This is a genomic window from Aeromicrobium sp., from assembly GCF_049586495.1.
Classification (GTDB): Bacteria; Actinomycetota; Actinomycetes; order Propionibacteriales; family Nocardioidaceae; genus Aeromicrobium.
In genome coordinates this window covers 1-25,362 of the sequence record NZ_JBAVCB010000126.1, presented here as the reverse complement: position 1 = coordinate 25,362, position 25,362 = coordinate 1, and the positions used below count along the sequence as shown (strand labels likewise).

Genomic DNA, 25,362 nt, shown 5'->3' with positions numbered 1-25,362 from the left:
CAGTAGGCTCACCGCATGGATGGCGAAACGGGGCGATGGAACGGGGTCGTCACCGGCCCACGCACCGGTCGGATGCGCGATCGCCGCGGTCGCGGTCGCCGGGGTCCGGTCGCCTTGCCCGGCCCCCTGACGCCGCACGGCATCCGGTCCCAGCAGTCTCCTCGCGAGCAGTTCGATGCCGTGGTCAGGGCCGTCGTCACCGCGCTCGGACCGGCCTTTCGTGCTGAGCCCGATCCCGTCGAGGTCGTGGTCGAGGAGGCGCCCAGGCTTCCGCCGGAGTGGGCCGACGAAGTTCCAGCCAGCGTCGTGACGCACGTTGATGGCACCACCCGGGTCGTGGTGTTCCGCCTGCCGATCGTGCAGCGATGTGGATCACGACGCGATCTGGAGGAGATGACCTGGGCCGTGCTGCTGGAGCAGCTCGCGTCCGTGTGGCAGGTCAACCCGGACGACCTCGACCCCCGCTAGCCGTCGGCTCGACGTACCGCCGGGGCCGACATCTTGACAGGTGCGGCTCGTAGGGCCAGCGAGCTCACGCCATCGCCCTTGGCGTACTGCGCTGCGGCGATCACGTCGCCGCTGGCTCGGACCACGACATAAGCCGCGTCGTCGGCATACGGCTCCTGTGCGTCGATCGTCTTGACCTGCACCGTGGTGCCGCCGTTGATGTCGATCGAGGACGACCCCAACGAGGACATCGAGGCGTCGAAGATCTCGACGTCGACCGACGCCGCCCGGCGCGGCGCCGACACGATCAACCGGGGCGCGGCGATGCCCCTGCCGATGGCGACCGGAACGATGGCCTCCCCGTCGAGAGGTTCAGTTCCCTCGGCAATGGAGAAGTCCTTGGTCGTGGAGCTGATGCGGACCGACGCCGCCATCGGCTGGTCGCTCACGACATGAAAGGCCTGCGGTCCCGCGCCGACGGCGGTGGGGACACGCACTTCGCGGTACTGACCCGGATCGACCTTGATGCCCTGCAGATCCTGCCCCGCGAAGGTGCCGCCTTCGGCGACGACCTCGACGTCGACGCGCGCCGTGCTCTCGCCGGGATTGAGCAGCAGCAGAGTCTTGCCGCGAGCACCCCCGACGACCCCCCCGACGTACTGGTCGCGGCTCGGTGCCCGGGTGGCGCCAATCGGCTCGGTGCCCGCGAAGGTGGACGTGAAGCTGTCCTTGAGCGCCGCCGACATCGATCCTCGGGTGCGCACGACTTCGATGGCCAGTGCCGACTCACCGGCCGCCAGATCAGCCAGGGGCACGCGGCGAACCGCGTACGGATCGACCGTGATTCCGGTGGCGTCAACGGCATCGACGGGACCGTCGGGGCCCCACAGCTTGATGTCGGCCACAGCCGGGGTCGAGGAAAGGTTGGTCAGCAGGAGCGTGGAGAAGTGCCGCTTGCCAGAGCCCGCGCCCAGGAACCACGCGTCGTCGACCACGCCGGGGCACGGTCCGACCACCAGCCCACCGCCGCCCTTCGCCGACGAGATGCTGGCGAAGAATCCGCTCGCTCCGACGTTGCGGCCCGTCTCGGTCACGATGAGGGCAGCGGCATCGATTGCTGCGGTGGACCAGGCCTGCGGGTCTGCCAGCTCGGTGCTCGAGGTGCCGTCGGGCGACAGCTGCACCAATCGCTCCTCACCTGCCCGCACCTGCCCGATGGCGTTGGTGATCGACGATGCGGCGGGGCACGCGTAGGAGGTCTGGACCACATCGACCAGGCGGGGCAGGGTCGACTCCGCAGAGTCGGTCGGCACCCAGGACACCGCTGCCACGGCGCCGGCAGCGGCCAGTGGGAGCATCGCAGCTCTCCACGAACGATGCGCCCGCCGTCGACTCCTCATGAGGCCATCTCCTTCGCATCGACCACGTCCGCGCGGCGACGGCGCACCGGCGTGGTGAGCAGCACCGCCATGACCCACACGATCACCAGACCACCCGCGACGACACGCCGCCATGCGGGCACCCGTCCGTCCCGAAGCGTGGGCTCAGAGCTCAGCGTCCACACTCGGGATCGTGGATCGTCACTGCCGGACTGCTCGAGCCGCGGCACGGAATCGATGCGGCGCGCCAGTTCTGCCTCGACCTCGGGTGCGTAGATGGCGTCGACACCGGCCGCAGCCAAGGTCGTGATGTCGGCGTCTGTGCCCCGACCGAGCAGGTGCTGCACGGCTTCGGTGACATCCTTCGACGCGGACGCGCTGGGCTCGAAAGCTTCCTGGCCCAGGAAGGGACCGGGCCCGGCGACCGTGCGATAGGTGACGCCGTCGGTCGTGCTGCCGGTGATGATCAAGGTCAGGCCGGGTCGATCGGCAAGGAAGGCCGGCACCGCCAGGTCCGAGCTCGGATCAACGGGTCCATCGACGCCACCAGCCAGCCACCAGCCACCAACCCCGAGTGGCATCACGGCGGCCGCAGCCAGTGCCGCGATGGCCACGCGCCGGTCAATCCTTTGCAGCGCGGGCGCTGCCATCAGCGCCGCCGTGGCGAGAGCGGCCAGCCAGATCACGCTGGGCACCGCCACCCACGGCGCCAGGTCGACTCGGCCGGCTGACGCCTCGAACGACACGACGTGACCCAGCAGGGCCACGGCCAGCGCGATCAGGCCACATCTCCACGCCACGGAGACCGAGGCCCGGGTGTGACGTGGCACGAGGGCCACGACAGCCAGCACGAGGACGGGCACGCTGAGCCACCACGGAGCCTGCAGTCCGCCAGCGCGGCCAGCGACGATGTCGAGCAGGGACTCCGTGCCCGGCAGCGGGCGTCCGGCCTCCCACCACCAGCGCCATGGCACCGCGGCGCGATCGATCAGCCACGGTCCGAGCAGCACCAGCGGAGTGAGGACCGCCACCACCAGCTGATGGCTGACCCAACGGCCCTCGAGGAACCACAGCAACGCAAGACCGAGCAGCGCCATGGGCAGCAGAACCGGCGCGAAGGCCGCGCCGAGCGCGATCCAGATGCCCAGGCGCAGGGCCGTCTGCCATCGCGGCAGCTCGGCCAGCTGCAGGCCGAGGTTCACGACGATCGGCGTCACGATCAACGCGACGACGGTGCCGAAGCGGCCTTGGGGGACGGCACCCACTGCGGCGACGGCTGCTGCGTAGGTGAGCGCCCACACGATGCGGTGCCCGCGGTGCGGGCTGAGCCGCCGGCCCAGGCGGTGGGCTGCCACGCCTGCGAGAGGGACGGCGAAGATCAACACCGCAGTGACAACCAGGTCGGGACGGAACCAGATCGGCGTCGCCACCACCGCGAGGGGCAAGGCGAACAGCGGCCCCCACGCATCGGCCGCGAAGCCGACACCGCGATCGCCGCCGATCAGCAAGGACCACCATCCACCGGCCGTGTCAGGCGCCCGCAGCAGAGCACCCCCGGACAGGCCTCCTCCGAAGATGCCACCCAGCAACGTGCGTGAGGCCACCAAGGACAGGACCGACAGCGCGATGATCGTGACGAGCCACGGGCGACGCTGCAGGAGCGGAGGGCCTTCGTCGAGATCCTCGACATGGTCGGGCGTGTGCTCCAGCGACGAGCGACGGCCGACCGTCTCGATGGTCTCGGGGTTGACGATGGCGACAAATGCCTCCCGCGCCGCATCGAATCCGTGCTGGTATGGCAGCCACGCGGGCGCGAACAGTCCGCCCACGGCCCGGTTGGTGCGACGGGCCGTGCGCAGGCGGGCCTTGCGCGCACGCAGCAGCCGCAACGGGTGGGCGTAGACCGAGCGCACAGCCAGCAGCTCGTCGCCAGCGGCCTCGGGGTCCTTGGCGATCAGCAAGCCGAGAACGCGGATCACCGAACCACACAACAACCGCACGTACTGCCACACGAACATGACTCGACCCGTGTTGGCCAGCTGGACGAACAGCCCGGCACGGCGTCGCTCCCACAGGGGCCGGTCGCCGGACATGGCACGGCGCACGCCATGCGTGGAGGCCTCCGCGTGGAAGATGACGGCTGACGGCGCTGTCATGGTGCGGTACCCCGCGCGCGCCGCGCGCCATCCGATGTCGATGTCGTCGAAGTACAGCGGCAGCTGGCGATCGAGGCCGTCGAGCTCATCCCAGACGTCACGACGGATCAGCATGCCGGCGGTGTTGACGGCCAGCACGGTGCGCGGCCGATCGTGCTGCCCAGCATCAGGCTCACCAGCCTCAAGACCGGTTTCGCGTCCACCGGTCCCCGTGATGGTCAGGCCCACCTCGAGCAAGCGGCGAAGGGACGGCCATTCGCGAATCTTGGGACCGACGATCGCGATGTCGGGTGCGGACGTCGCGATGTCGAGCAGTCCCGACAACGTGCCCGGAAGCACCGAGCTGTCGTCGTGCAGCAACCAGATCCAGTCGGTGCGCGGCATCGCTTCGAGCCCGAGGCGGACAGCGTCGCCGAAGCCAGTCCCCCTCGGAGCGCGGACGACGCGGTCGGCGCCGAAAGAATCACGGACCAGCTCAGCGCTGCCGTCGGCCGACGCCACGTCCACGGCACGCCACACGTCTGGGGCGTGAGACATCGCAGAGAGCGAGGCCAGGACCTTGGGCAGCCACGTGGCGCCGTTGTGGGTGACCAGCACTGCGCCGACGGTCGGCGGATCGTCGAGCCAGAGGCTCACCGGCGCAGACTCACTCACCTGTGGAGCCTACAAGTCAATTGACCGAGGCCACACAGATGCCGTCAGGCGCGCTTCTTCAGCTTGCGACGCTCACGCTCGGACAGGCCGCCCCAGATGCCGAACCGCTCATCGTGAGCCAGCGCATACTCGAGACACTCTCCGCGGACGTCGCAGGTCGTGCAGACCCGCTTGGCCTCGCGCGTTGATCCGCCCTTTTCAGGAAAGAACGCCTCGGGGTCCGTTTGTGCACACAACGCACGCTCTTGCCACATGAGTTCCTCGTCGGACTCCAGCGGCAGACCCAAATCGAATGACATGTTTGGAATTACACGCCTGTCGGACGCACAAGTCAAGCGAAATGGCCGGATTGGTCAAAGCGACGGCGTGTCGGCTCACCCTAGGGTGGGCCGCATGACCCCCCTCGACCGCCTGTTGCCAGCGATCTCGAATCCCGCTGCCCCCCTCCTCACCTACTACGACCAGCACACCGGTGAGCGGATCGAGCTGAGCGGGACCACGACAGCCAACTGGGTGGCCAAGACCTCGAACCTGCTGGTCGATGATCTCGACGCCGGACCGGGCACCCGCATCCGCATCGGGCTGCCGACCCACTGGTTGTCGTTCGTGTGGTTGTTGGCGGCATGGAACGTCGGAGCCGTCGTGACCGACCACGACGCCGAGATCGGGGTGAGCGGCCCCGATCTGCTGGCTCACGAACCGGTGAAGCTGGCCGCCTCCCTCCGCCCGTTGGGCGGGCCGTTCGCGACGCCGCCGACCGGGTTCCTCGATCTCGCACTCGAGGTGCCGGGGCACGGCGACCACTTCGAGCCCTTCGACCCGCCCACCGCCGATGGCTTGGCACTGGATCTCGCCGGCACACGGTGGACCCACGCCGACCTCGCCCGGGAGTCCCCTCCCGAGCCGAGTCGCCTGCTGGTCGAGCCCGGCTCCACGACCCGCGACGCGCGGCTGATCGTGTCCGCCATGGCGGGGGGAGGTTCGATCGTGGTGGTCGCCTCGGCTGGCGTCGACGAGCTCTCCCGCATCGCAGCGCAGGAGGGCGCGGTCACGGCCTGATCGATCGACTACACTCGTGCTGCCCTCGGACGACGACCCCGAGCCAGGCCAGGGTGACATGTCAGGCGAACAGTAGGGACACGAATGACCATCGCCGACGATGCGGCGCGCGCGGGCCTTCACCGCGTGGGCGGCCGACCGCCGCTGATGGCCTATCTGGCCCAGGTCTGGCAACGACGAGAGTTCATCGTCGCGCTGGCCAAGTTCCGCCTCGAGGCCGAGAATGGGCGCAATCGGCTCGGCATGGGATGGGTCGTCCTCAAACCGTTGATGAACGCCGGCGTGTACGGACTGGTGTTCGGATTTCTGCTGCAGACTCGCCGGGGCATCGATGACTTCATCCCGTTCCTGGTCATCGGCGTGATGATGTTCGAGTACTTCTCCTCGTGCTTCACCACGGGGGCGAAGTCGATCACGTCCAATGCAGCACTGGTGCAGAGCCTCAGCTTCCCGCGGATGTCGCTGCCCTTGGCACTGGTGGGCCAGCGCCTGATCCAGTTCATTCCGATGCTGTTGATCATGCTGATCACGGTGATGGCCTACGGCCACTACCCGTCGGTCCAATGGCTCCTGTTGATCCCCCTCACGCTGCTGTTCACGGTGTTCAACACCGGACTCACGATGATCACGGCCCGCCTCACCGTCCATTTCCGCGACCTGACCCAGCTGTTGCCCTTCGTGGCGCGATTCTTCTTCTACACCTCGGGCATCTTCTTCAGCGTGCAGCAGCGGTTCGGCGCCGATTCGATCGTGCGCAAGATCGCCGACGTGCAGCCGATCCACGAATTCCTGACTCTCGGTCGCGCCATCTTGCTCGATGGCCCCGACTACACCATCCCTGGCGAGTACTGGGTGTATGCCACGATCTGGTCCTTCGCGATGCTGATCGTGGGCGTCCTGTACTTCTGGGCTGCCGAGGAGCGGTATGGCCGAACTGACTGACGCCCGCAAGCCCGTCGTCATCGTTGATGACGTCCACGTCGAGTACAGGGTGCTCGCCACCGGGAAGCGCGCCACCGGGGCCGACGCGGGACGTCGCCTGCTGCAGCGCACCCGCAAGACACGCTCCGTGCACGCACTCAAGGGCGTGTCGTTCACGGCTTACGAAAACGACAGCATCGGCGTCATCGGCACGAACGGTTCGGGCAAGTCCACTCTGATGCGTGCCATCGTGGGCCTCACGCCCACGTCTCAGGGTTCGATCTATGCCACCGCTCGACCCAGCATGCTCGGCGTCGGCGCAGCGCTCATCAAAGATCTCTCTGGAGAGCGCAACGTGATCCTCGGCGGTCTGGCCCTCGGGCTGAGCCGCGACGAGGTTGACGATCGCTACGACGAGATCGTCGACTTCTCCGGAATTCGCGACTTCATCGAGCTCCCGATGCGCACTTACTCCTCGGGCATGACGGCTCGTCTGAAGTTTGCGATCGCCACGGCCCGCACTCACGAGATTCTCATCGTCGACGAGGCGCTGGCGGTCGGCGACCGCAACTTCCGCGATCGCAGCGAAGCCCGCATCCGTGAGATCCGCGACAACGCGGGCACCGTCTTCTTGGTCAGTCACTCGATGCGCTCGATCCTCGACACCTGCTCACGTGCCATCTGGATCGACCAAGGCAACGTGATGATGGATGGGCCCGCTGACACGGTCGTCGCGGCCTACGAGGAAGCTCAGAAGACCAAGAAGTAGGTTCTGCCTGCCTGCTGCTAGCAGGCCGAGCGGAGATCGTCGGCGTTGTTGGCTGACCGTTGGGTGATCTCGTCGAAGCCCGGCGTCGTCGTCGCGGTTGGTGTCGGAGTCGGAGTCGACGTGGCGCTCGTTGCCTTCTCGGACCGCGTGATGGCCTTCTGGATCGCGTCATGGATGGCGGGAAAGTCCGGATTGGTCACGTCGACCTCAGGGGGCACGATGGACACCGTGATGATCTTCTCGTTGCGCGAGCGCAACGCCAGGTCCGCGAACTTGCCCAGCTCGGCACGCGGCATGTTGCCGCTGAACAGCTCGCTGCCCGACCTGGCGATGCCGATCGCGTTGGTCACGGCCGACGTGGGGTCGAGCTGTTCGAGCATCGCCGCCATCAGGCACTTCTGTCGCCCCATGCGGGTGTAGTCGTCGGACTGGACCCTGCTGCGCGCGTACCACAGCGCTCGCTGGCCATCCAGCTTCTGCAGGCCGGGTTCGATGTAGGTCTGCTTGTAGGCATCGTCCTTGCCGAACATCGCGATCCGGGTCTTGACGTCAATCTCCACGCCCCCGAGCTCGTTGATCAGGGTGCGGAAGCCTTTGAGGTTGACCATCATGTAGTAGTTGATCGTGAGGTCGGTGACGCCCTCGACCGCATCGATCGTGGCGTCGAGGCCGGGGTCCTCGCTGTCCGGGTAGAGATCCGCGCGGTCCTGCGCAGCCGTGTGCACCGCGTTCAGCAGGCACTCGGGGCCGCAGTTGTAGCCATAGGGGTACACCGTGCGCATCGGCGAGTCCTCCCGGAACGGCACGTTCTGCAGATTGCGTGGCATCGAGATCAGCACGGTGCGACCCGTGGTGGTGTCAATGCTGGCGACAGTCAGCGAGTCCGGGCGGATTCCGGTGCGCTCGGCCCCGGAGTCCGACCCGACCAGCAAGATGTTGTAGCGGCCCTCCAGCGGCACCGAGGTGGGAAAGTTCTCCGAGAACACTTGTTGGATGCTGGTGCGCGACACGTCCAGCAGCTGCGAGGCATAGGCGGCCGACCCCGCGACGCTTCCGAGGATCGCGACGTTCACCACCGCGACCAGCGCGGCGCGCGGCCAGGTCAGCCCGCGCGGTCGGGCGATGCGCCAGGCGTCGACGAACAACGCCATCCATCCGACGGCGAGCACGATCAGACCCACCCGCAGGAACAACAAGGTGTCGGGGTTGGTCAACACATCGATGACCCCCGCCCTGTCATCGCGGGACCGGTACGCGAGGTAGCCGATGCCGCTGAGAACGCTCAACCAGACCAGCAGCGCGACGTAGCCCACCGACTTCTTGCCGACGGCCACCTGCGCCGATCCGGGGAGGACCAGGGTCGCGAGACCCAGCACGAGGGCGCGCCGGAAACGCACGCGTGGCGAATCGAGGTGGCGGTCCTCGTAGCCGCGTGCCAACACACTGGCGCGGTGAGACATGACGTCCTGGGTTCAGGTGATCAGGGACAGACCATTATCACTGACAATTCGTCCCCGACCTACTTGAACCATCGTGAACGGTTTGGAACGTCAGCAGGCGGCGGAGAGGTCTGCACTCTGGTTCGCTTTCATGGGGTCCTTGTCGGCATCGATCTTGGGGACCGACAAGGTGGCCGCCAGCAGGCCGCTCTTCGGCTTGGTGGGCGACTTTCCTTCGGCCTTGTCGATCGCCTTGGACACCAGACGGCGGACCTTCTTGTAGTCCGGGTTGCCGGTGTAGATCACCGGCGGCACCAATGACACCGATGAGATCTTCTCGTTCTTCGCCTTGAGTGCCAGGTCCATGAAGATCCCGAGATCCTGTTGCGGGATGTCTGTGGTCAGCAACGCCTTGCTGGAGTCGGCGATCTTCTCCGCGTTCAACAGCACCGACTTGGGATTGAGCTGCTGCAGCATCGCGGTCATGACGCACTTCTGACGGCCCATGCGGGAGAAGTCGTTGTTCTCGACGCGGGACCGGGCGTACCACAGCGCCTGGCTGCCCGTCAGCTGCTGCTCACCCGGCTCGATGTAGCCGCGGATCGGTGAGCCGATCCCACCGATGGCGGTCCGCTGTCGCACATTCATCGTGACTCCGCCGACGGCGTTGATGAGCTTGCTGAAGCCGTGCATGTTGACCAGGGCGTAGTAGTTGATCTTTAGCCCGGTGATCTGCTCGATCGCCTCCATCGTGACGCGGATGCCGGGCTGATCTCCGTAGTCGGCGGGAAACTTGTCGGCGTGGTCGTTGGCCCAGGTGTTGATGGCGTTCAGATAGCAGGCATCGGCACAGGCGAAGCCATCGGGAAATTCGGTGTCCATGACCGAACCCCGCGGGAAGGGGACATCCTCCAGATTGCGCGGCAGGCCGATCAGCACGGTGCGGCCAGTGTCGTGGTCGATGCTCGCGACCGTCAGGGAGTCGGGTCGCACGCCATTGCGCCCAACTCCTGAGTCGCCGCCGAGCAACAACACGTTGTACCTGCCATCGGACGGACCCGAGACGCTGTCCGAGGCAAACACGGTGCCGATGACCGAGCTGCTGGTGTTGATCAGATGAGCCGCGAACAACATGCTGCCGGCCATGGCGAAGCACAGCGCGGAGTTCAGCCCAGTCATCCAGAGCCGATGGTTGCGCTCCATGCGCCGCGGCTGCGCGAGCCGCCAGGCGTCGACCAGCAGCGCGACCCAGGCCGCAGCTCCAGCGATCAGCAGCCAGGCACCGAGGTGCAGCAGAGTGGTGTTGGTGGCCAGCGCGAACATGCCCCGACGCGACGTCATCGAGATCAGCAGCAGCAGACCTCCGAGGGCAAGGACCCCGAGCCAGATGCGTACGGCGATCCGGCCCACGGTGCGATTGCCCGTCACGAGCTGGGCAGATCCGGGCATGAGGACCGTCATCACGGTCAGGGTGAGGCCGCGACGGAACTGGATGCGGGCCGAGGCGTCTGCAGGCCGTTCGTAGGAACCGCCCAGCACACTCGCTCGAACGTCGGTCATGGTGCCCTCACAGTGGGGAAGAGAGTGGGGATGCCGCTGTGGCGATTCTCAGTATTCACGCAAACTCTCGAGTTGAGGTTCAGGGCGCGCCGACGAGTGGAGAGTGTTTCGCGGGTGCCTCCGGTACCTTCAATCCCATGTCGGACCCCCGCTCGAACGATCAGTACGACTGGTTGTACGGGAAACCTCAGCAGCCGGACGCCCCCACGGCACAGCAGGCGTCGGCGCCGCACGGCGGCGGATCCGATCTGCCGCCGCCCAATCTCCCACCTCCGGGGCGGCGTCGTCCCAGCGGCGGTGACCGCCCCCCGCGTCGATCGGGATCCCGCAGGTCGTCATGGCGGACGATCAAGCTGGTGCTGCTGGTCTGGATCGTCTTTCTCGCCGCGGTGCCCGTCTGGGCCTGGAGCAGGATCGACCGGGTGGACGCGGAGCCCGCCGGGGAACGGCCCGGCGACCAACCCGGGATCACCTACCTGCTGGTCGGGTCTGACAGCCGCAAGGGGCTGACGGCCGAGCAGCGCGCCGACCTGTCGACCGGCAATCCTGAGGGTGCGCGGACCGACACCATCCTTCTCCTGCACATCGGGGCAGGGCCCTCGACACTCGTGTCGGTTCCGCGAGACTCGATCGTCCCGATCCGGGACGTCGGAACCACCAAGATCAACGCGGCCTACGCCGTCGGCGGCCCGAAGCTGCTCGTCGAGACCCTCGAACAGACCACCGGCGTACGCATCGACGACTACGTCGAGATCGGATTTGGCGGCCTGGTCAACCTGGTCGACTCGGTTGGCGGCATCGAGATCTGCCCGAAGGAAGACGTCAAGGACAAGGATTCTGGGCTCGACGTCAAGAAGGGGTGCCAAGAGGCAGACGGCAAGACGGCCCTGGCCTACTCGCGCAACCGGCACTCCTTCACCACCCAGGACATCGAGCGCGTGCAGAACCAGCGTGAGGTCATCGGCGCCACCGGCGCGGCACTGCGGTCGCCGTGGACCGTGATCAACCCCGCCCGCTACTTCTCCGTCGGCAAGGGCGGTTCTGAGTCGTTGACGATCGGGGAGGACGTGGGCCCGATCTCGCTGGCCCGATTCGCGCTGTCGCTGTCCTCCGTGATGGGTGGCAAGGGGCTGAACTGCACCGTGCCACTCGCCGACTTCAGCGTTCGCTGGGACCGCGAGCGCGCCCTGCAGTTCTTCGAGCTGATCAAGACCGACCGAACCGCCCAGCTCGACGACCTGTGCACCAAGGACGGTCTGCCCAAGTCGTAGGCCCGGTCGATAGGTTGGGCACATGACTGAAGAACTCCCCGGAGCGTTCGGCCACGGCATCGCGACCTTGACGCCCGACGGCACCGTGCTGGACGTCTGGTTTCCAGCACCACGTCTGGGTGCTCCGCTGGACGGATCGGTCGAGCCCCCCGAGCTCGCGGCACTGACCGGCACCGATGATGTGCGTGACGTGCAGCGGATCATGGTGCTGACCGTCATCGACGACCTTGCCCATGCGCCGGTCGACGTGTACGACGTCTGGCTACGCCTGCACCTGCTGTCGCACCGCTTGGTCCGCCCCCACGACATCAATCTCGACGGTCAGTTCGGGCTGCTCACCAACGTGGTCTGGACCTCGATCGGCCCGTGTGCCGTCGCGGGATTCGAGGCCACCCGCGCCCGCGCGCAGGCTGTCGGTCTGCACGTCGCGGTCACCAGCATCGACAAGTTTCCACGCATGACCGACTACGTCATCCCGTCAGGCGTCCGCATCGGCGACGCCGACCGCGTCCGGCTTGGTGCCCACCTGGCCGAGGGCACCACGGTCATGCACGAGGGTTTCGTGAACTTCAACGCCGGCACGCTCGGCCACGCGATGGTCGAGGGCCGCATCTCGGCCGGCGTCGTGGTGGGCGACGGCTCCGACGTGGGCGGCGGCGCCTCGATCATGGGCACGTTGTCGGGCGGTGGAACCCAGATCATCAGCGTGGGCGAACGCAGCTTGATCGGCGCCAACGCCGGCATCGGCATCTCGTTGGGTGATGACTGCGTCGTGGCGGCAGGCACCTATGTCACGGCTGGCAGCAAGGTGACGCTCCCGGACGGTCAGATCGTCAAGGCGCAGGAGCTGTCCGGTCAGGATGGCCTGTTGTTCCTCACCAACAGCCAGACCGGCGCCCTCGAGGCGCGCCCGCGCGGAGAGCGCTCCGGCATCGACCTCAACTCAGCCCTGCACGCCAACTGATCCGATGCGGCTGCGATGGTTCGTGATCCTTGGGCTGGTCGCTGCCGGAATTCTGGTGAGCGTCGCCGTGCGGGACCGTACCCCCATGCGTAGCGAATTCTGCCAGGCACAGGTCGGCGCGGTGCGGGCTCAGGTTGATCTCGAGCAGGCCCAGTGGGCCACGCTGATGGCTGCGATCGCCCAGCGGCGCGGACTGCCACCCCGCGCCACCACGATCGCGATCGCCACCGCCTTCCAGGAGTCGAAGCTGCGGAACATCGATTTCGGCGACCGGGACTCGCTTGGGCTGTTTCAACAACGACCCTCGCAGGGGTGGGGCACCGCCGAGCAGGTGCTGGATCCCTACCACTCGATCGGGGCGTTCTACGACGGGCTGGTGAAGGTCAAGGACTACGAGACGCTCCAGATCACCGACGCGGCTCAGCGGGTGCAGCGGTCGGCCTTTCCCCGTGCCTACGCCCAGCACGAAGAGGGCGCCCGAGCTCTCGCGTCGGCGCTGCGCGGCTACAGCCCTGCTGCGTTCACCTGCCAGATCAACCCCGGCAACGTGCGCAGCATCCAGCGCGCAGCCGACGACGTGCTCGCGGCGTTCGGAGACATCGACGTGCAGGTGCTTGGCGACGACGCCAGTTATCGCCTCACCGGCCCATCAGCCGACATCGAAGCCCGCGGCTGGGGCGTCGCGCACTACCTGGTCGGACATGCCGCCGATCTGGGCATCAGTCGTGTCACGTTCGACGATCGGACGTGGACTGCCGGCGATTCTGATGACGGGTGGCAGCCCTCCCCCACCCGACGCGACGACACCGTCATCTTCAGCACCAACTGAGAGCCGTTGGCCCGATCAGGCGAGTCGGGATGCTGCGGCGGCGATACGTTCGTCGGTGGCCATGAAGGCGATGCGCACGAACTCGGCCCCGCCTGGTCCGTAGAAGTCGCCGGGCGCGACCAGGATGCCGCGGTCGGCGAGCCAGTCGAGGGTCGCACGGCCGTTCTCGCCGCACCCGTCAACCACGCGGCTGGCCCAGAGATACAACGAGCCCTCGGAGTGCTCGATGCGAAATCCCGCGGCTTCCAGTGCCGCTCGCAACGTGGCACGTCGGGCCCGGTACAGCTCGCGCTGCGTGTCGACGTGCGCGTCGTCGCCGAGCACCGCCTCCATGGCTGCTGCCACGGGCGACGGTTGCATGAAACCCAGATGCTTGCGCACCTCGAGCAGCTCGTGCACGACCGATCGATCACCCACCACCATGGCGTCTCGATATCCGGCCAGACTGGACCGCTTGGATGCCGAGTGCAGGGCGATGATTCCGTCGTGCGAGTCGCCGCACACGTCTGGGTGCAGCACGGAGATCGGTTCGGCGTCCCACCCGAACTCGAGGTAGCACTCATCGGAGACCACCAAGGTGCCACGATCGCGCGCCCAGTCCACCACCTTGCGCAGGTGGTCGACGCCCAGCACTTGTCCGTGCGGGTTGGCGGGCGAGTTCAGGTAGATGAGCGCCGGCATCCTCGGCCCCAGGGCCACCGTCGAGTCGGCGGCAACGACCTCGCATCCGGCGTACCGCGCGCCCACCTCGTACGTGGGGTAGGCCAGCTCCGGCACGACGATCAGATCATCGCCGCCAAGACCGAGCTGGGCGGGCAAGTTGGCGATGAGCTCCTTCGAGCCAATCGTCGGCAGCACGGCGGACGTGTCCAGTCCCTGCACACCGAACCGGCGGGCCAGGTAGTCGGCTGCGGCTTGGCGCAGCGACTCCGGGCCGGAGACGGTGGGGTAGCCCGGCGCGTTGGCGGCCCGCGTGAGGGCCTGCTGAGCCAGAGCGGGCGAGTCGTCGACCGGGCTGCCGATCGAGAGATCGACGATCCCCTCGGCGTGGGATGCCGCACGCGCCTTCGCCGCGGCGATCGTGTCCCACGGGAAGTCCGGGAATCGAGCCGACATCCGGCGACGACCCACGGAGCTCACTGTCAGTGCTCGTCGTGGATCTGTGGAGGGAGCGCAGCAACGATCGGGTGGTCACGATCGATGACGCCCAGCTTGGCGGCGCCGCCGGGCGAGCCCATCTCGTCGAAGAAGTTCACGTTCGCCTCGTAGTACTCCGCCCACTCCGGCGGTGTGTCGTCCTCGTAGAAGATCGCCTCGACCGGGCAGACCGGCTCGCAGGCTCCGCAGTCCACACACTCATCGGGTTGGATGTAGAGCATGCGCTTGCCCTCGTAGATGCAGTCGACCGGGCACTCGTCCACACAGGCGAGGTCCTTGAGGTCGACACACGGCTGGGCGATCACGTACGTCACGGGTGGTTCTCCTTCGTTGCTCCCGACCAGTATCCCGCCCGCCATCTGGCCGTGGGTGGTCAGGTCCGATTCGGCGACATGTCAGTCTTGACCCGTGAACGATGCGCCGCAGATCGGAACCCGAATCGTGGTGCGATCGCTGGTCGGCGGCACCGGTCCCACGGGCGGGCCGGCCATGACCGACACGGTCGGACGGGTTCTCTCGATCGATGCCGAGGCGTACGTCGTGGAGCGTCGAGACGGCACGGTGCACCGGGTCGCGGTGACCGACGTGGTCACGTGGAAGCAGGTGCCCGAACGCCCATTGCGTCGTCGCCGAGCAGCCGACGTCGACACCACCACGCTGACCCAGATCACCTCACGCGGGTGGCCGCCACTGCAATCGGAGATGTTGGGCGACTGGGAGCTGCGCGCCGCCGGCGGCTTCACCGGCCGAGCCAACTCCGTCGCGGCCGTCGGCTCGCCCGGCATGGAGTCAACCGACGCGATAGCCGCCGTGGAGGCTTGGTACCTCGCCCGATCCGCTCCCCCGATGGCCCAGGTGATCGTCGGGTCGGGCGCCGAGCGCGACTTCCTCGACGCCGGGTGGGGTCCAGGCAACGGCCTGCGGGCCGGCGCCCTGGTGCAGGTGGCCGATCTCGCCCTCACCTACGCGATCGATCCAGAGGTCGAGGTGCGCACAGAGCTCAACGAGCAGTGGCTGGCCCTCTACGGACGCGCTGATGAGGACATGTCGGCCGCCCGGGCCGTCATCTCTGGGCCGACGACGGTGGGCTTCGCCCAGCTCGGCGATCCGATCGAAGCCATCGCACGCGTGGTGGTCACGGGTGAGTGGGCCGGCATCGCCGCCGTCGAGGTGCTTCCTCACCGCCGAGAGGCTGGACTCGCGACCCGCCTGGTGTCGACCTGTCTGGCCTGGGCGGTGGAGCGTGGAGCCGACAAGGCGTATCTGCAGACGATGCGCGAGAACACGGCCGCGCTGGCCTTGTACGAACCGTTCGGCTTCGTCGACCACCACGACTACCGCTACCTCCAGTCACCCTCCGCACATCCGCAGGCAGCGGGCCGGTGCTGACGAGCGCGACCTCGGATCACTCCTCGTCCTCGGGCTTCTTGCCGCAGATGACTCGGTCCGCGGCCTGATAGACGGCCGTGTCGGTCTCTGACTTGACCTTCTTGCCGCCCCGGTAGAAGGTCCGGTAGATGTCGATGTCGAAACCCTTGATGGGTGACTGCGCCACGCACTGGTCGGATTCGTCGTACTGCTTGCCCGGCTTGCGGAAGTTTCGACGAGGCGATGCGCCGGCCTTGACGTCCCAGACCTTGGTGCTCCACATCTCCACGTGCATGACCCCTTCGCGACTGGAGGTGCTGGGCACGATGTAGGAACGGATCAGCACTCCATAGTCCGTCGAGTTCTTGAACCGCAGGTCCAGACTGCCGTAGTAGACCGTCGCTTCGCGTCCCACCGGGTACCGGTTGATGTAGAACGCATGCGGATGGTGCTCGACATCGTCCATGCCGGCGAAGAAGGCTGCGTTGTACGTGGTCGTGACCACCTGCGACACGCCGCCGCCGAGCTCCTCGCGGAACACGCCACCGTTGATGACGGTGCCGGTGGTGAAGCCATTGTCCTGGGTGCGTTCGCCGACCGTGTCGTTGAAGCTGAACGTCTCGCCGGGCTTGATGATCGTGCCGTTGAGAATCGCCGCGGCACGCCCCTGGTTGATGTTGCGATAGGCGGCATTCTGGTACCTGGTCTCGAACTCGCTGACCTTCTCGGTGATCTTCAGCGCCTTGGCGTCCGCTGTGGTGAAGTTGGGCTCGACGACCTTGGCCTCGATGCTCACCGAACGATCGGCACCGGTGGCCGCCACGGCTGGCAACAGCTTGACCGACATCTCCTCGGGTTGGAGGCCGACGCCTGCCTTGCCGGGCTTCACGACCGCCTTCTTTCCGTCCTTGATGACCACGGTGGCGTCGACCGCCTTCTTGCCGATGCCGGTGGTGGAATCGGTGAGCGGCTTGGCCAGCTTCTTGGGATCGATGTACGGGGTGAGCGTGCCGTCCTCGACCCGAATGACCAGGGCCGGGGCGTAAGCGGTGACCGGCAGCTTGACGATCTTGTCGCCCACCTCGATCCTGACTGGTCCGCTGACCGCTGTGGCAGCTATGCCCGCCATGGCTTCGTCCAGACCGGCTTGATCGACCGCCGGTTGCACCGTCTTGAGCACGACCTCGACCGGCTCGCCATCCTCGACGCCGATGCCGACGTAGGCGTCCTTGATGAGCTCGGTCATGACGACCCGGTCGATGACTTCGCCGGCTGTGGGCTTGCGGGCCTTGGGCTTGGCCTTCGGAAAGGTGATCTGGGCCTCGACGACCTCGGTGTCGACGGTCTCGCCGACCGTGCCGAGGAACCCGTTGAATTTCGAGGAATCCGTGGTGACCACGGCGTCACTGGGGTGATCGCCGAACACGAGGGCGACCATGTCGCGGGGATCCCAGCTGGACTTGCCTCCTGCGGCCTCCACCGATGCGGGCACGTCGAGGGCCAGCCCAGCGTCGATCGGCTCGATGGTGAAGTCGGTGTCCTCGTACGTGAGCGTGATGGGCTTCTTGGTCTGCGGAGTGAGCTCGCGGGTGATCGTGTCGCGAGCCTCCTGCGGCGTCGTGCTCGACACATCGACACCGGCCACCGTGGCGTTGACCGGCATGCGAGCGCCGGTGAGGAAGTACCCCGCCAGGTAGACCGCACCGATCAGAACCAACACGCCGATCACGCCGTTGCGCAGTGCGTGGCTCCTGCGGGTCTCGTCGTCCCAGAATCCGCCGTCGCCGGAATGGTCATCAGTTCGGTCGCCGGACCCGGCACCGCCGTCGGAGGTGGTGGCCTCCTCGAACCCCCGTGGCGCGAACAGGTGGTCGTACGTCGTGTCGCGAACCGGCTCGGGCTCGGGCTCGGGCTCGGGCTCGGGCTCGGGCTCGGGCTCGGGAGGAGTCTGGAAGGTCTCGCTGTCACGGCGCGGCGGTCGAGAGATCGCCGCCGTGACAGCAGCAAACAGCTCGTCCTCTTCGCCGTCCAGCGTCGGATCGTCCGACGGCCGTCCGTCCGACGCGTCGGGTCGGTCGTTCATGTCGTCAATCTCCCGGGAATGTCGCTGAAAACGGTCTTCTCCGACTCATCCAGACGCACCATCGTTCCGTAGTGCGACCGGTAGTACATCAGGGGATCGTCCGCATTCTGCATGACTCCCGCGGCAACGACCTCGCCGACGATGATCGCATGATCGCCCCCGTCGTGCACAGCCTGCGTGCGGCACTCCAACCAACCCAGCGCCTCATCGAGCAGAGCGACACCCGATGTTCCGCGGTGGTGCGCGATGCCGGAGAGCTGATCCTCGAGCGGACGACCCCGGTGGGCGAACCAGGCCGAGGTCTTCATCCCTCTCTCGGCCAGGATCGAGACACCCCACGTGCCGGCCTCGAGGACGGCGTCGTGAAATCGACTCGTGCGATGCGAGCACACCAGCACCATGGGCGGATCCAACGAGACCGACGTGAACGCGCTGGCGGTCATCAGATGATCGACGCCGTCGAGCACGGTCGACACGACGGTGACCCCGCTGCCGAACCGGCTCAGGGCTGCGCGAAAGGCTGCGTCGTCGACCGAGTCAGCCATGCAGCGCGCTCACAGTCCGGCGAACAGATCGGTCTCGAGTCCATCTGGACCGACCGGACCACGCTGCCCCTGGGCGAGGCGGTAGTGCTCGGCACCCCAGACCTCGTTCCCCAGGTTGTTGGACAGCGCGAAGAATGGACCGTCGAGTGCAATCTGCGTGGCGTGCGCGCGCATGGCGTCCATCTTGGCGTCGACGTAGTCATTGCCGTCGATGACGGCGTCGAGCTCATGATCGTCGCTCCCCCACGGGAGGTTGTCAGGATCCCAGCCCTCGAAGGTGGTGGTGTCGCCGGCGGCGCGCAGGTGCCGAATTCCCTCGGCCAGCTGCGACTTGGCCATGGCCGACCAGTAGAACTTGGCCACCTGCCACGGCTCGCCGAGATCGGGACGGTAGGACCGCACGGCCGCCAGCGCAGACGCATAGGTGGCGACCCGGTGGGCCTGCACGTGGTCGGGGTGGCCGTAATTTCCGAACTGGTCGTACGTGACCATCACCTGGGGGCGCACCTCGCGGATGATCGCGACCAACAGATCTGAGGCGACGGTGAGATCAGCCGACCAGAACGTGTCGTGTCGGGTCTCGTCCGCCGCCGTGGCCGTGCCGTCCTCGGCCCACTTCATCCCTGAGTCTCGGAAATGACCCTCGCCGCCGAGGAAGCGGAAATCAGTGACGCCGAGCACGGCCATGGCGTCGCGCAGCTCCTTGACCCGGTGGGGGCCCAGCGCGTCGTCGTGGTGCACCGCCAGGTGCTCGAGCTCGGGGACCAACACCTCGCCCTCCTCGCCAGCGGTGCAGGTGACCAGGGTGACCTGGGCACCTTCGGCGACGTACTTGGCCATCGTGGTGCCGTTGCCGATGGTCTCGTCGTCGGGGTGCGCGTGCACGAAGAGGATCCGGCGATCGGGAGTCGTCATGCCCCCAGCGTACTGAGGGCAAAACATGCTTCGGTGTGCGCGGCTCCCGGCCCGCTGACGACCGGGCCTGGATGATTTGATCGAGGCATGACCGTCTCGTACCCCCGCCTGGCTGCCCGCACCCTGCGTTTCTCCCTCGGCGTGCCCCGCAACATCACGGTCTCACCGGACGGGTCGACCGTCCGGTTCGTGCGCACGCCCGACGGCGTGACGCGCACGGGTCAGCTGTGGGAGCACGACGTGGCGACCGGCGTCGAGACGCTCCTGGTCGACCCGATGGCCGTGCTGGACGGCGACGAGCAGCTGTCGGCCGAGGAGCGGTCCCGCCGCGAACGGTCCCGCGAGTCCGCGGCGGGAATCGTGTCGTACGACGTCGACTCGGCCGGTGGGTGGGCCTGCTTCGCCCTCTCTGGACGCTTGTGGACCGTCGACCTCTCGTCCCGGTCGGTCACGGCTCTGCCGTCGGCCGAGGGCGTGATCGACCCCCGTCTGGACCCCACCGGTCAGCGCATCGCGTACGCAGCCGGCGGCGCGCTGCGCATCATCGACATCGACGGGAACAACGATCGAGCGCTGGTCGCGTCCGACGGCGCGAACGTCACCTGGGGGCAGGCCGACTTCATCGCTGCCGAGGAGATGGAGCGGTTCCGGGGCTTCTGGTGGGCGCCCGATGGCACCTCGCTGGTGGTGCAGCGCACCGACGAGGGACCCGTGCAGACCTGGCACATCGCCGATCCGGAGCACCCCGAGCGGCGCCCGGTGGCTCAGCGCTACCCGGCCGCTGGCACGCCCAACGCTGACGTCAGCCTCTGGCTGGTCGAGCTGGACGGCAACCGCACGCAGGCACAGTGGGACACCAGCAGCTTCGAGTACCTCGGTCGGGTCAGCTGGACCGAGTTCGGCGCTCCGATCATCCAGGTGCTCAGCCGAGATCAGCGGACCTCGCAGATCGTGTCGATCGATCCTGCCACCGGGGCCACCAAGGTGCTACGCGACCTCACGGACCCCGCCTGGGTCGAGCTGTCCTCAGGCCCGCGGCTGATCGGATCCGGTCGCCTCGTGTCGGTCGAGGATCACGGCGGGCGCCGCCGGGTCATGCTCGACGGCACCGCGGTGTCTCCCGATGAGTGGCAGGTCCGGTCGATCGTCGAGGCCTTCGACGACTGCGTCGTGGCCACCGCTTCCGACGAACCGAGCCAGGTGCAGGTCGTCCGGTTCGGCTTCGACGGCAGCGTCACCGAGCTGACGTCCGGAGCGGCACTTCACGGGGCTGTCATGGGCGGGCCCACCACCGTCATCAGCCGCTCAGGCCTCGACGCGGTCGGCACCACGATCACGGTGCATCACGACGGCGATGAAATCGGCACCGTGTCAGTCGTGGCTGAACCGCCCCCGTTCGAGCCTGAAATCACCATGCTGCGCGGCGGCGAGCACGACCTCAGCATTGCGGTGTTGTTTCCTCGCGGACATCGGCGCGAAAGCTGCCGGTTGCCCATCGTGATGGACCCCTACGGTGGGCCGCACGCGCAGCGCGTGCTGTCATCGGCCCGCGCCTTCCTCGAGGCCCAGTGGCTGGCCGATCAGGGTTTCTGCGTCATCGTCGCCGACGGACGTGGCACTCCCGGACGCGGAAGCGACTGGGAGAAGGCGGTGCGCAACGATTTCGTCGGCGTGACGCTCGACGACCAGGTCGAGGCCCTCCAGGTGGTGGCCGCCAGGTTCCCCGATGACGTCGACATGGACCGGGTCGGCATCACCGGCTGGTCCTACGGAGGCTATCTCTCGGCGCTGGCCGTGCTGAGGCGTCCCGACGTGTTCCACGCCGCCGTGGCCGGCGCGCCCGTGACCGAGTGGCGCCTGTACGACACCTGTTACACCGAGCGCTACCTCGGGGACCCGAACACCCAGCCCGAGGTGTACGACGCCAACTCACTGCTGCCGCTGGCGCCGTTGCTGGAGCGTCCGCTGATGCTCATCCACGGACTCGCCGACGACAACGTGGTGGCGGCCCACACGCTGCGACTGTCGTCGGCGCTGCTCGCCGCGGGCCGTCCGCACACCGTGCTGCCGCTGTCCGGGGTCACTCACATGACGCCGCAGGAGATCGTCGCCGAGAACCTCAAGCTGCTGCAGGTCGACTTCCTGAAGCGGCACCTGGCGTAGCGCACACTGGACCGGTGACGACGCAGCGCACGGACACCAACTGGGCCGGTAACGTGAGGTACGGCGCCAGCGTGCTGCACGAACCGACATCGGTGGAGGAGCTGCAGGAGATCGTCGCCGGGGCGTCGCGGGTGCGTGCGGTGGGATCACGGCACTCGTTCAACTCGATCGCGGACACCAACCATGCCCAGGTGTCGGTCGCCGGCCTGCCCGCGCGCGTCGAGATCGACGAGGAGCAGCGCGAGGTCACCGTGTCAGCGGGGACTCGCTACGGCGAGCTGGTGCAACAGCTGGACGCAGCCGGCTGGGCACTGCACAACCTGGCCTCGTTGCCACACATCTCGGTGGCCGGCGGCATCGCCACGGGTACGCACGGCTCGGGTGACCGCAACGGCAGCCTGGCTAGCGCCGTCTCCGCCCTCCAGCTGGTCGGCGCCGACGGCGAGCTGCGCGAGGTCTGCCGCGGCGACCGGGACTTCGCGGGCATGGTGGTGTCGCTCGGCGCGCTGGGGGTGGTCACCGCGGTGTCCTTGGACATCCGGCCCACCTTCCAGATCAGGCAGGACGTGTTCGAGCACCTTCCGTGGAGTGATCTCGTCGAGCACTTCGACGAGATCACCTCAGCCGCCTACAGCGTGAGTGTGTTCACCGACTGGAACAAGGTCGGACCCACCTCGGTCTGGCTCAAGTCCGGCACGACGTCGCGATCCGATTTGTTCGGCGCCCTCCCTGCTACCAGTGGGCTGCACCCGCTCCCGGGGATCGATCCGGAGTCGACGACAGACCAGCTGGGCCGCCCCGGCCCGTGGTGGGATCGCCTGCCCCACTTCCGGCTCGGGTTCACGCCCAGCAACGGAGACGAGCTGCAGACGGAGTACCTCGTCCCGCGCGACCACGCGCTGGCGGCCATCGACGCGGTGCGGTCGATGGCCGACATCGTCCGGCCGGTGCTGCTGATCTCCGAGATCCGTACCGTGGCCGCCGACCCGCTGTGGCTCAGTCCCAGCCACGACACCGACTGCGCGGCCCTGCACTTCACCTGGCGTCGGGACGTGCCGGGGGTGATGGCCTGCCTGCCGGCGCTCGACGACGCCCTCGCTCCGTTCGCGGCCCGCCCCCACTGGGGCAAGCTGTTCACGACCACGCCCGAGCGGCACCACGCCGCCTATCCACGGCTGGTCGATTTCGGTCGTCTGGTCGAGCGGATCGATCCCACCGGCACGTTCGGAAATGCCCTCGTCGATGGGTGGCTGGGCCGCAGCAACATCTAGCTGGTGGAAGTGGTCACCGACGCCCGACGCGACAGCAGCGAGCCCCACAGCCCGGCGAAGACGAACATGATGATCGAGTAGACAGCTGCCGGAACCGAGATCTCGGTGGAGTTCAGCACTTCGACCGCGACGTAGATGGCGAGCGTTCCGTTGTGGACCCCGATCTCCATCGAGCTGGCGATGGCTTGCTTCTCGACGACCCCGAATGCCTTGGGCACGAAGTAGCCGACCAGCAGGCTGATCGCGCAGAACAATGCCGTGGCGAGGCCGACGTCGGCAAAATAGGTCGCGGCGTTGTCGCGCTGGTCGAGCAAGATTCCCACGACCAGGACGGCGAGGATCACGGCAGAACCGATGCGCACCCCTCGGTCGCTGCGCGCGGCGATGGCTGGCTTCCTGGCCCGAACCAGCATGCCGAGCAGCACGGGCACCAGGACGATCGCGAAGACCTCGAGGACCTTGCTGAACTGCAGGGAGACGGTGTCTTCGCGGCCGTAGTGGTTGATCGCCCAGTTGGTGATCAACGGCAGGGTCGCGATCGAGATGATCGAGTTGATGGCGGTCAGCGTGACATTCAGCGCGACGTCGCCGCGGAACAGGTGGCTGAACAGGTTGGCGCTGGTTCCGCCGGGCGAGGCCGCGAGCAACAGCAAGCCGATCGCCAGCAGCGGCGACAGGTTGAGCAGCTCCACGATGCCGAAGCAAACGGCCGGCAGCAGCACGATCTGGCATCCGAGCGCGACCACGACGGCCCGCGGGTGATGGCGGACGCGGCGAAAGTCCTCGAGCGTGAGCGACAGGCCCAGACCGAACATGATGATGCCGAGTGCCACGGGGAGGGCGACAGTCGTCAGGGCTGAATCCATGGCGCCACCCTAGGGGTGCCACAGGTCACCACCCGGCGGAACGCGCCAGCCTGCGAGACCATGAAGCGTGAACTTCGACCCGGTGGCGCCCACGCTTCGGGGACCGCGGTTGATGGTGCAGGACTGGGATCGGATCACGTTCGTGCACTGGGCCGTCGATCCTGAGCGGGTGGCCCCGCTGCTCCCGGCCGGGACCAGACCGGACGTCCTCGACGGCGCGACCTACGTCGGACTCATCCCTTTCCAGATGCACGGCGCGGGCTTTGGACGGGGTCCCGCCGTGCCCTACTTCGGGACCTTTGCCGAGACCAACGTGCGGCTGTACTCGATCGATCCACAGGGACGCCACGGAGTCGTCTTTCGGTCGCTGGAGGCATCGCGGCTGATGGTCTCGCTGGGCGCCCGGTTCTCCTTCGGACTTCCGTACACCTGGGCGCACATGCGGGTCCGCCACGATGGGGACCGCCTCACCTACACGACGCGTCGCCGGTGGCCAAGACCGCGTGACGCTGGCGGGACCATGCAGGTCCGCGTCGGCGACCCGGTCGTGCCGTCGCCGGTCGACCAGTTCGTCACCGCCCGGTTCGGCCTGCACACCCGCTGGCTGGGCCGCACGCTGTGGATCCCCAACCACCACGAGCCGTGGCCCTTGCGGTCTGCGCAGATCGACAGGCTCGACGACACCCTCGTCGCAGCAGCCGGGCTACCTGGCATCGTGCACCGCCCGCCCGACTCGGTGGTGCACTCGGACGGCATCCGAACCACCTTCGGACTCCCCCAGCATGTCGCGCCCTGACGTCACGGCCGTCAGAGTGCAGCGTCGATGGCCGCGATGCGCGCCCGGAACGCCTCGACCCGTTCGCGGGTGCGCTGCGGCTCGCCCACCTTCTGCAGATTGGCGATGCCCTCGTCGCCGCGAGCGATGCCGGCCTCGATGCGGTCCGCGGCAGCAGCCATGCGATCGACCACAGCGTTGAGCAGGGTGAACGGGCCCCACTCGCCATAGGCATCAGCCAGCAGACCGACACGGCGGGCGACGTCCTCGATCGGGGTCTCGCGATACAACGGGATGCCGGTCCATGCGAGAAAGGCCAGGTCATCGATCGGGTCCCCAGGGCCAGCCATGTCCCAGTCGATCATGGCGACGAAGTGGCCACTTTGGATGATCCAGTTGTAGGCACCGGGGTCGTGGTGACAGATGATCTGGTCGTCGGCCAGCTCGACCTCACCGGCGCCGCGCCAGTGGCGGGTTCCAGCGGGTCGGAACGCGTCGACCGTGTCGTGGAAACGACGCAGCCACTCTCCCGCCTCGATCAGCACGGAGTCGAGCACCACCTCGGCGTCGACCGGCACGCCGCGGCCCTCGACGTAGGACAGGATCTCGCGCCCGTCATCGCCGATGCCGTGCACCTCCGGCACGCCGGGAAGGTCGTGAAGCCGCAGGTGTTCCAACAGCTCGTGGACCGCCGGGGTCCAGGGCCCCGTCGGTCGGCGGACCGTGCGCCCCACCCGCGTCGCGCCACCCACCCCGCCGGGGAAGTGTTC

23 protein-coding genes are annotated in these 25,362 nt (G+C 67.5%); 11 read left to right on the top strand and 12 right to left on the bottom strand.

The window, feature by feature from the left end; genetic code table 11:
- Nucleotides 1-15: 15 nt before the first annotated feature.
- Nucleotides 16-468, top strand: a complete 453-nt coding sequence (locus WB508_RS06755; protein ID WP_423844117.1) for a metallopeptidase family protein — start codon at nt 16-18, stop codon at nt 466-468.
- On the opposite strand, the gene WB508_RS06750 is transcribed toward WB508_RS06755, so the two are convergent.
- The 3 genes from WB508_RS06750 to WB508_RS06740 are packed head-to-tail and all read right to left on the bottom strand — an operon-like array spanning nt 465 to nt 4,935.
- Nucleotides 465-1,805, bottom strand: a complete 1,341-nt coding sequence (locus WB508_RS06750) for a DUF5719 family protein (RefSeq protein ID WP_423844116.1) — start codon at nt 1,803-1,805, stop codon at nt 465-467. The genes WB508_RS06755 and WB508_RS06750 overlap by 4 nt on opposite strands.
- Before the next feature lie 38 nt (nt 1,806-1,843).
- Nucleotides 1,844-4,636 (bottom strand): glycosyltransferase, encoded by a 2,793-nt coding sequence (locus tag WB508_RS06745; protein ID WP_423844115.1) that lies wholly within the window; start codon nt 4,634-4,636, stop codon nt 1,844-1,846.
- A gap of 44 nt (nt 4,637-4,680) precedes the next feature.
- Complete coding sequence (locus tag WB508_RS06740; protein WP_423844114.1) at nt 4,681-4,935, bottom strand: WhiB family transcriptional regulator; 255 nt, start codon at nt 4,933-4,935, stop codon at nt 4,681-4,683.
- Between the two features lie 94 nt (nt 4,936-5,029).
- On the opposite strand from WB508_RS06740, the gene WB508_RS06735 reads away from it, so the two are divergent.
- The 3 genes from WB508_RS06735 to WB508_RS06725 all read left to right on the top strand — a co-directional run bounded on the left by WB508_RS06735 (nt 5,030) and on the right by WB508_RS06725 (nt 7,385).
- Entirely contained in the window at nt 5,030-5,695 is a 666-nt protein-coding gene (locus WB508_RS06735; protein ID WP_423844113.1) for a TIGR03089 family protein, read from the top strand.
- Nucleotides 5,696-5,779: 84 nt separating this feature from the next.
- Complete coding sequence (locus tag WB508_RS06730) at nt 5,780-6,637, top strand: ABC transporter permease (protein ID WP_423844112.1); 858 nt, start codon at nt 5,780-5,782, stop codon at nt 6,635-6,637.
- Nucleotides 6,621-7,385, top strand: a complete 765-nt coding sequence (locus tag WB508_RS06725) for an ABC transporter ATP-binding protein (protein ID WP_423844111.1) — start codon at nt 6,621-6,623, stop codon at nt 7,383-7,385. The genes WB508_RS06730 and WB508_RS06725 overlap by 17 nt, the downstream gene beginning before the upstream one ends.
- 17 nt (nt 7,386-7,402) lie before the next feature.
- On the opposite strand, the gene WB508_RS06720 is transcribed toward WB508_RS06725, so the two are convergent.
- Together WB508_RS06720 and WB508_RS06715 are read right to left on the bottom strand one after the other, a co-directional pair.
- Nucleotides 7,403-8,845, bottom strand: coding sequence for an LCP family protein (locus tag WB508_RS06720; RefSeq protein ID WP_423844110.1), 1,443 nt, complete (start codon nt 8,843-8,845; stop codon nt 7,403-7,405).
- Nucleotides 8,846-8,935: 90 nt separating this feature from the next.
- Nucleotides 8,936-10,384 carry an LCP family protein gene (locus WB508_RS06715; protein WP_423844109.1) on the bottom strand — a complete coding sequence of 483 codons (1,449 nt, stop codon included), beginning with the start codon at nt 10,382-10,384 and terminating at the stop codon, nt 8,936-8,938.
- Between the two features lie 137 nt (nt 10,385-10,521).
- Between WB508_RS06715 and WB508_RS06710 the strand changes: the two genes are divergently transcribed.
- The 3 genes from WB508_RS06710 (at nt 10,522) to WB508_RS06700 (ending at nt 13,448) form a co-directional block, all read left to right on the top strand.
- Nucleotides 10,522-11,655, top strand: a complete 1,134-nt coding sequence (locus WB508_RS06710; RefSeq protein ID WP_423844108.1) for an LCP family protein — start codon at nt 10,522-10,524, stop codon at nt 11,653-11,655.
- Nucleotides 11,656-11,677: 22 nt separating this feature from the next.
- Nucleotides 11,678-12,619 carry a 2,3,4,5-tetrahydropyridine-2,6-dicarboxylate N-succinyltransferase gene (gene dapD, locus WB508_RS06705; RefSeq protein ID WP_423844107.1) on the top strand — a complete coding sequence of 314 codons (942 nt, stop codon included), beginning with the start codon at nt 11,678-11,680 and terminating at the stop codon, nt 12,617-12,619.
- A gap of 85 nt (nt 12,620-12,704) precedes the next feature.
- Nucleotides 12,705-13,448, top strand: a complete 744-nt coding sequence (locus tag WB508_RS06700; protein ID WP_423844106.1) for a hypothetical protein — start codon at nt 12,705-12,707, stop codon at nt 13,446-13,448.
- 15 nt (nt 13,449-13,463) lie between these two features.
- On the opposite strand, the gene dapC is transcribed toward WB508_RS06700, so the two are convergent.
- Nucleotides 13,464-14,579 carry a succinyldiaminopimelate transaminase gene (dapC, locus tag WB508_RS06695; protein ID WP_423844105.1) on the bottom strand — a complete coding sequence of 372 codons (1,116 nt, stop codon included), beginning with the start codon at nt 14,577-14,579 and terminating at the stop codon, nt 13,464-13,466.
- An 11-nt stretch (nt 14,580-14,590) separates the two neighbouring features.
- Nucleotides 14,591-14,920 carry a ferredoxin gene (fdxA, locus tag WB508_RS06690; protein ID WP_423844104.1) on the bottom strand — a complete coding sequence of 110 codons (330 nt, stop codon included), beginning with the start codon at nt 14,918-14,920 and terminating at the stop codon, nt 14,591-14,593.
- 94 nt (nt 14,921-15,014) lie between these two features.
- On the opposite strand from fdxA, the gene WB508_RS06685 reads away from it, so the two are divergent.
- On the top strand, nt 15,015-15,995 hold the full coding sequence (locus WB508_RS06685; protein WP_423844103.1) for a GNAT family N-acetyltransferase: 981 nt from the start codon (nt 15,015-15,017) through the stop codon (nt 15,993-15,995).
- Between the two features lie 16 nt (nt 15,996-16,011).
- Here the strand turns inward: WB508_RS06685 and WB508_RS06680 are convergent, their stop codons facing one another.
- Genes WB508_RS06680 through mshB form a run of 3 tightly spaced genes read right to left on the bottom strand, consistent with a single transcriptional unit; the run spans nt 16,012 to nt 19,517 of the window.
- Nucleotides 16,012-18,057 carry a VanW family protein gene (locus WB508_RS06680; protein ID WP_423844102.1) on the bottom strand — a complete coding sequence of 682 codons (2,046 nt, stop codon included), beginning with the start codon at nt 18,055-18,057 and terminating at the stop codon, nt 16,012-16,014.
- Nucleotides 18,054-18,602, bottom strand: a complete 549-nt coding sequence (locus WB508_RS06675) for a flavin reductase family protein (RefSeq protein ID WP_423844101.1) — start codon at nt 18,600-18,602, stop codon at nt 18,054-18,056. The genes WB508_RS06680 and WB508_RS06675 overlap by 4 nt, the downstream gene beginning before the upstream one ends.
- Nucleotides 18,603-18,611: 9 nt before the next feature.
- Entirely contained in the window at nt 18,612-19,517 is a 906-nt protein-coding gene (gene mshB, locus WB508_RS06670; protein WP_423844100.1) for an N-acetyl-1-D-myo-inositol-2-amino-2-deoxy-alpha-D-glucopyranoside deacetylase, read from the bottom strand.
- A gap of 87 nt (nt 19,518-19,604) precedes the next feature.
- Here mshB and WB508_RS06665 point away from each other — a divergent pair, with 87 nt between their 5' ends.
- Both WB508_RS06665 and WB508_RS06660 read left to right on the top strand, forming a co-directional pair.
- On the top strand, nt 19,605-21,680 hold the full coding sequence (locus WB508_RS06665) for a prolyl oligopeptidase family serine peptidase (protein WP_423844099.1): 2,076 nt from the start codon (nt 19,605-19,607) through the stop codon (nt 21,678-21,680).
- 14 nt (nt 21,681-21,694) lie between these two features.
- Nucleotides 21,695-22,951 (top strand): FAD-binding protein, encoded by a 1,257-nt coding sequence (locus WB508_RS06660; RefSeq protein WP_423844097.1) that lies wholly within the window; start codon nt 21,695-21,697, stop codon nt 22,949-22,951.
- On the opposite strand, the gene WB508_RS06655 is transcribed toward WB508_RS06660, so the two are convergent.
- Nucleotides 22,948-23,817 carry a bile acid:sodium symporter family protein gene (locus tag WB508_RS06655; RefSeq protein ID WP_423844096.1) on the bottom strand — a complete coding sequence of 290 codons (870 nt, stop codon included), beginning with the start codon at nt 23,815-23,817 and terminating at the stop codon, nt 22,948-22,950. The genes WB508_RS06660 and WB508_RS06655 overlap by 4 nt on opposite strands.
- A gap of 67 nt (nt 23,818-23,884) precedes the next feature.
- Here WB508_RS06655 and WB508_RS06650 point away from each other — a divergent pair, with 67 nt between their 5' ends.
- Nucleotides 23,885-24,613, top strand: coding sequence for a YqjF family protein (locus WB508_RS06650; protein ID WP_423844095.1), 729 nt, complete (start codon nt 23,885-23,887; stop codon nt 24,611-24,613).
- Nucleotides 24,614-24,624: 11 nt separating this feature from the next.
- Here the strand turns inward: WB508_RS06650 and WB508_RS06645 are convergent.
- Nucleotides 24,625-25,362: aminoglycoside phosphotransferase family protein (locus WB508_RS06645; RefSeq protein WP_423844094.1), on the bottom strand; the 738-nt coding region annotated here is incomplete at its 5' end.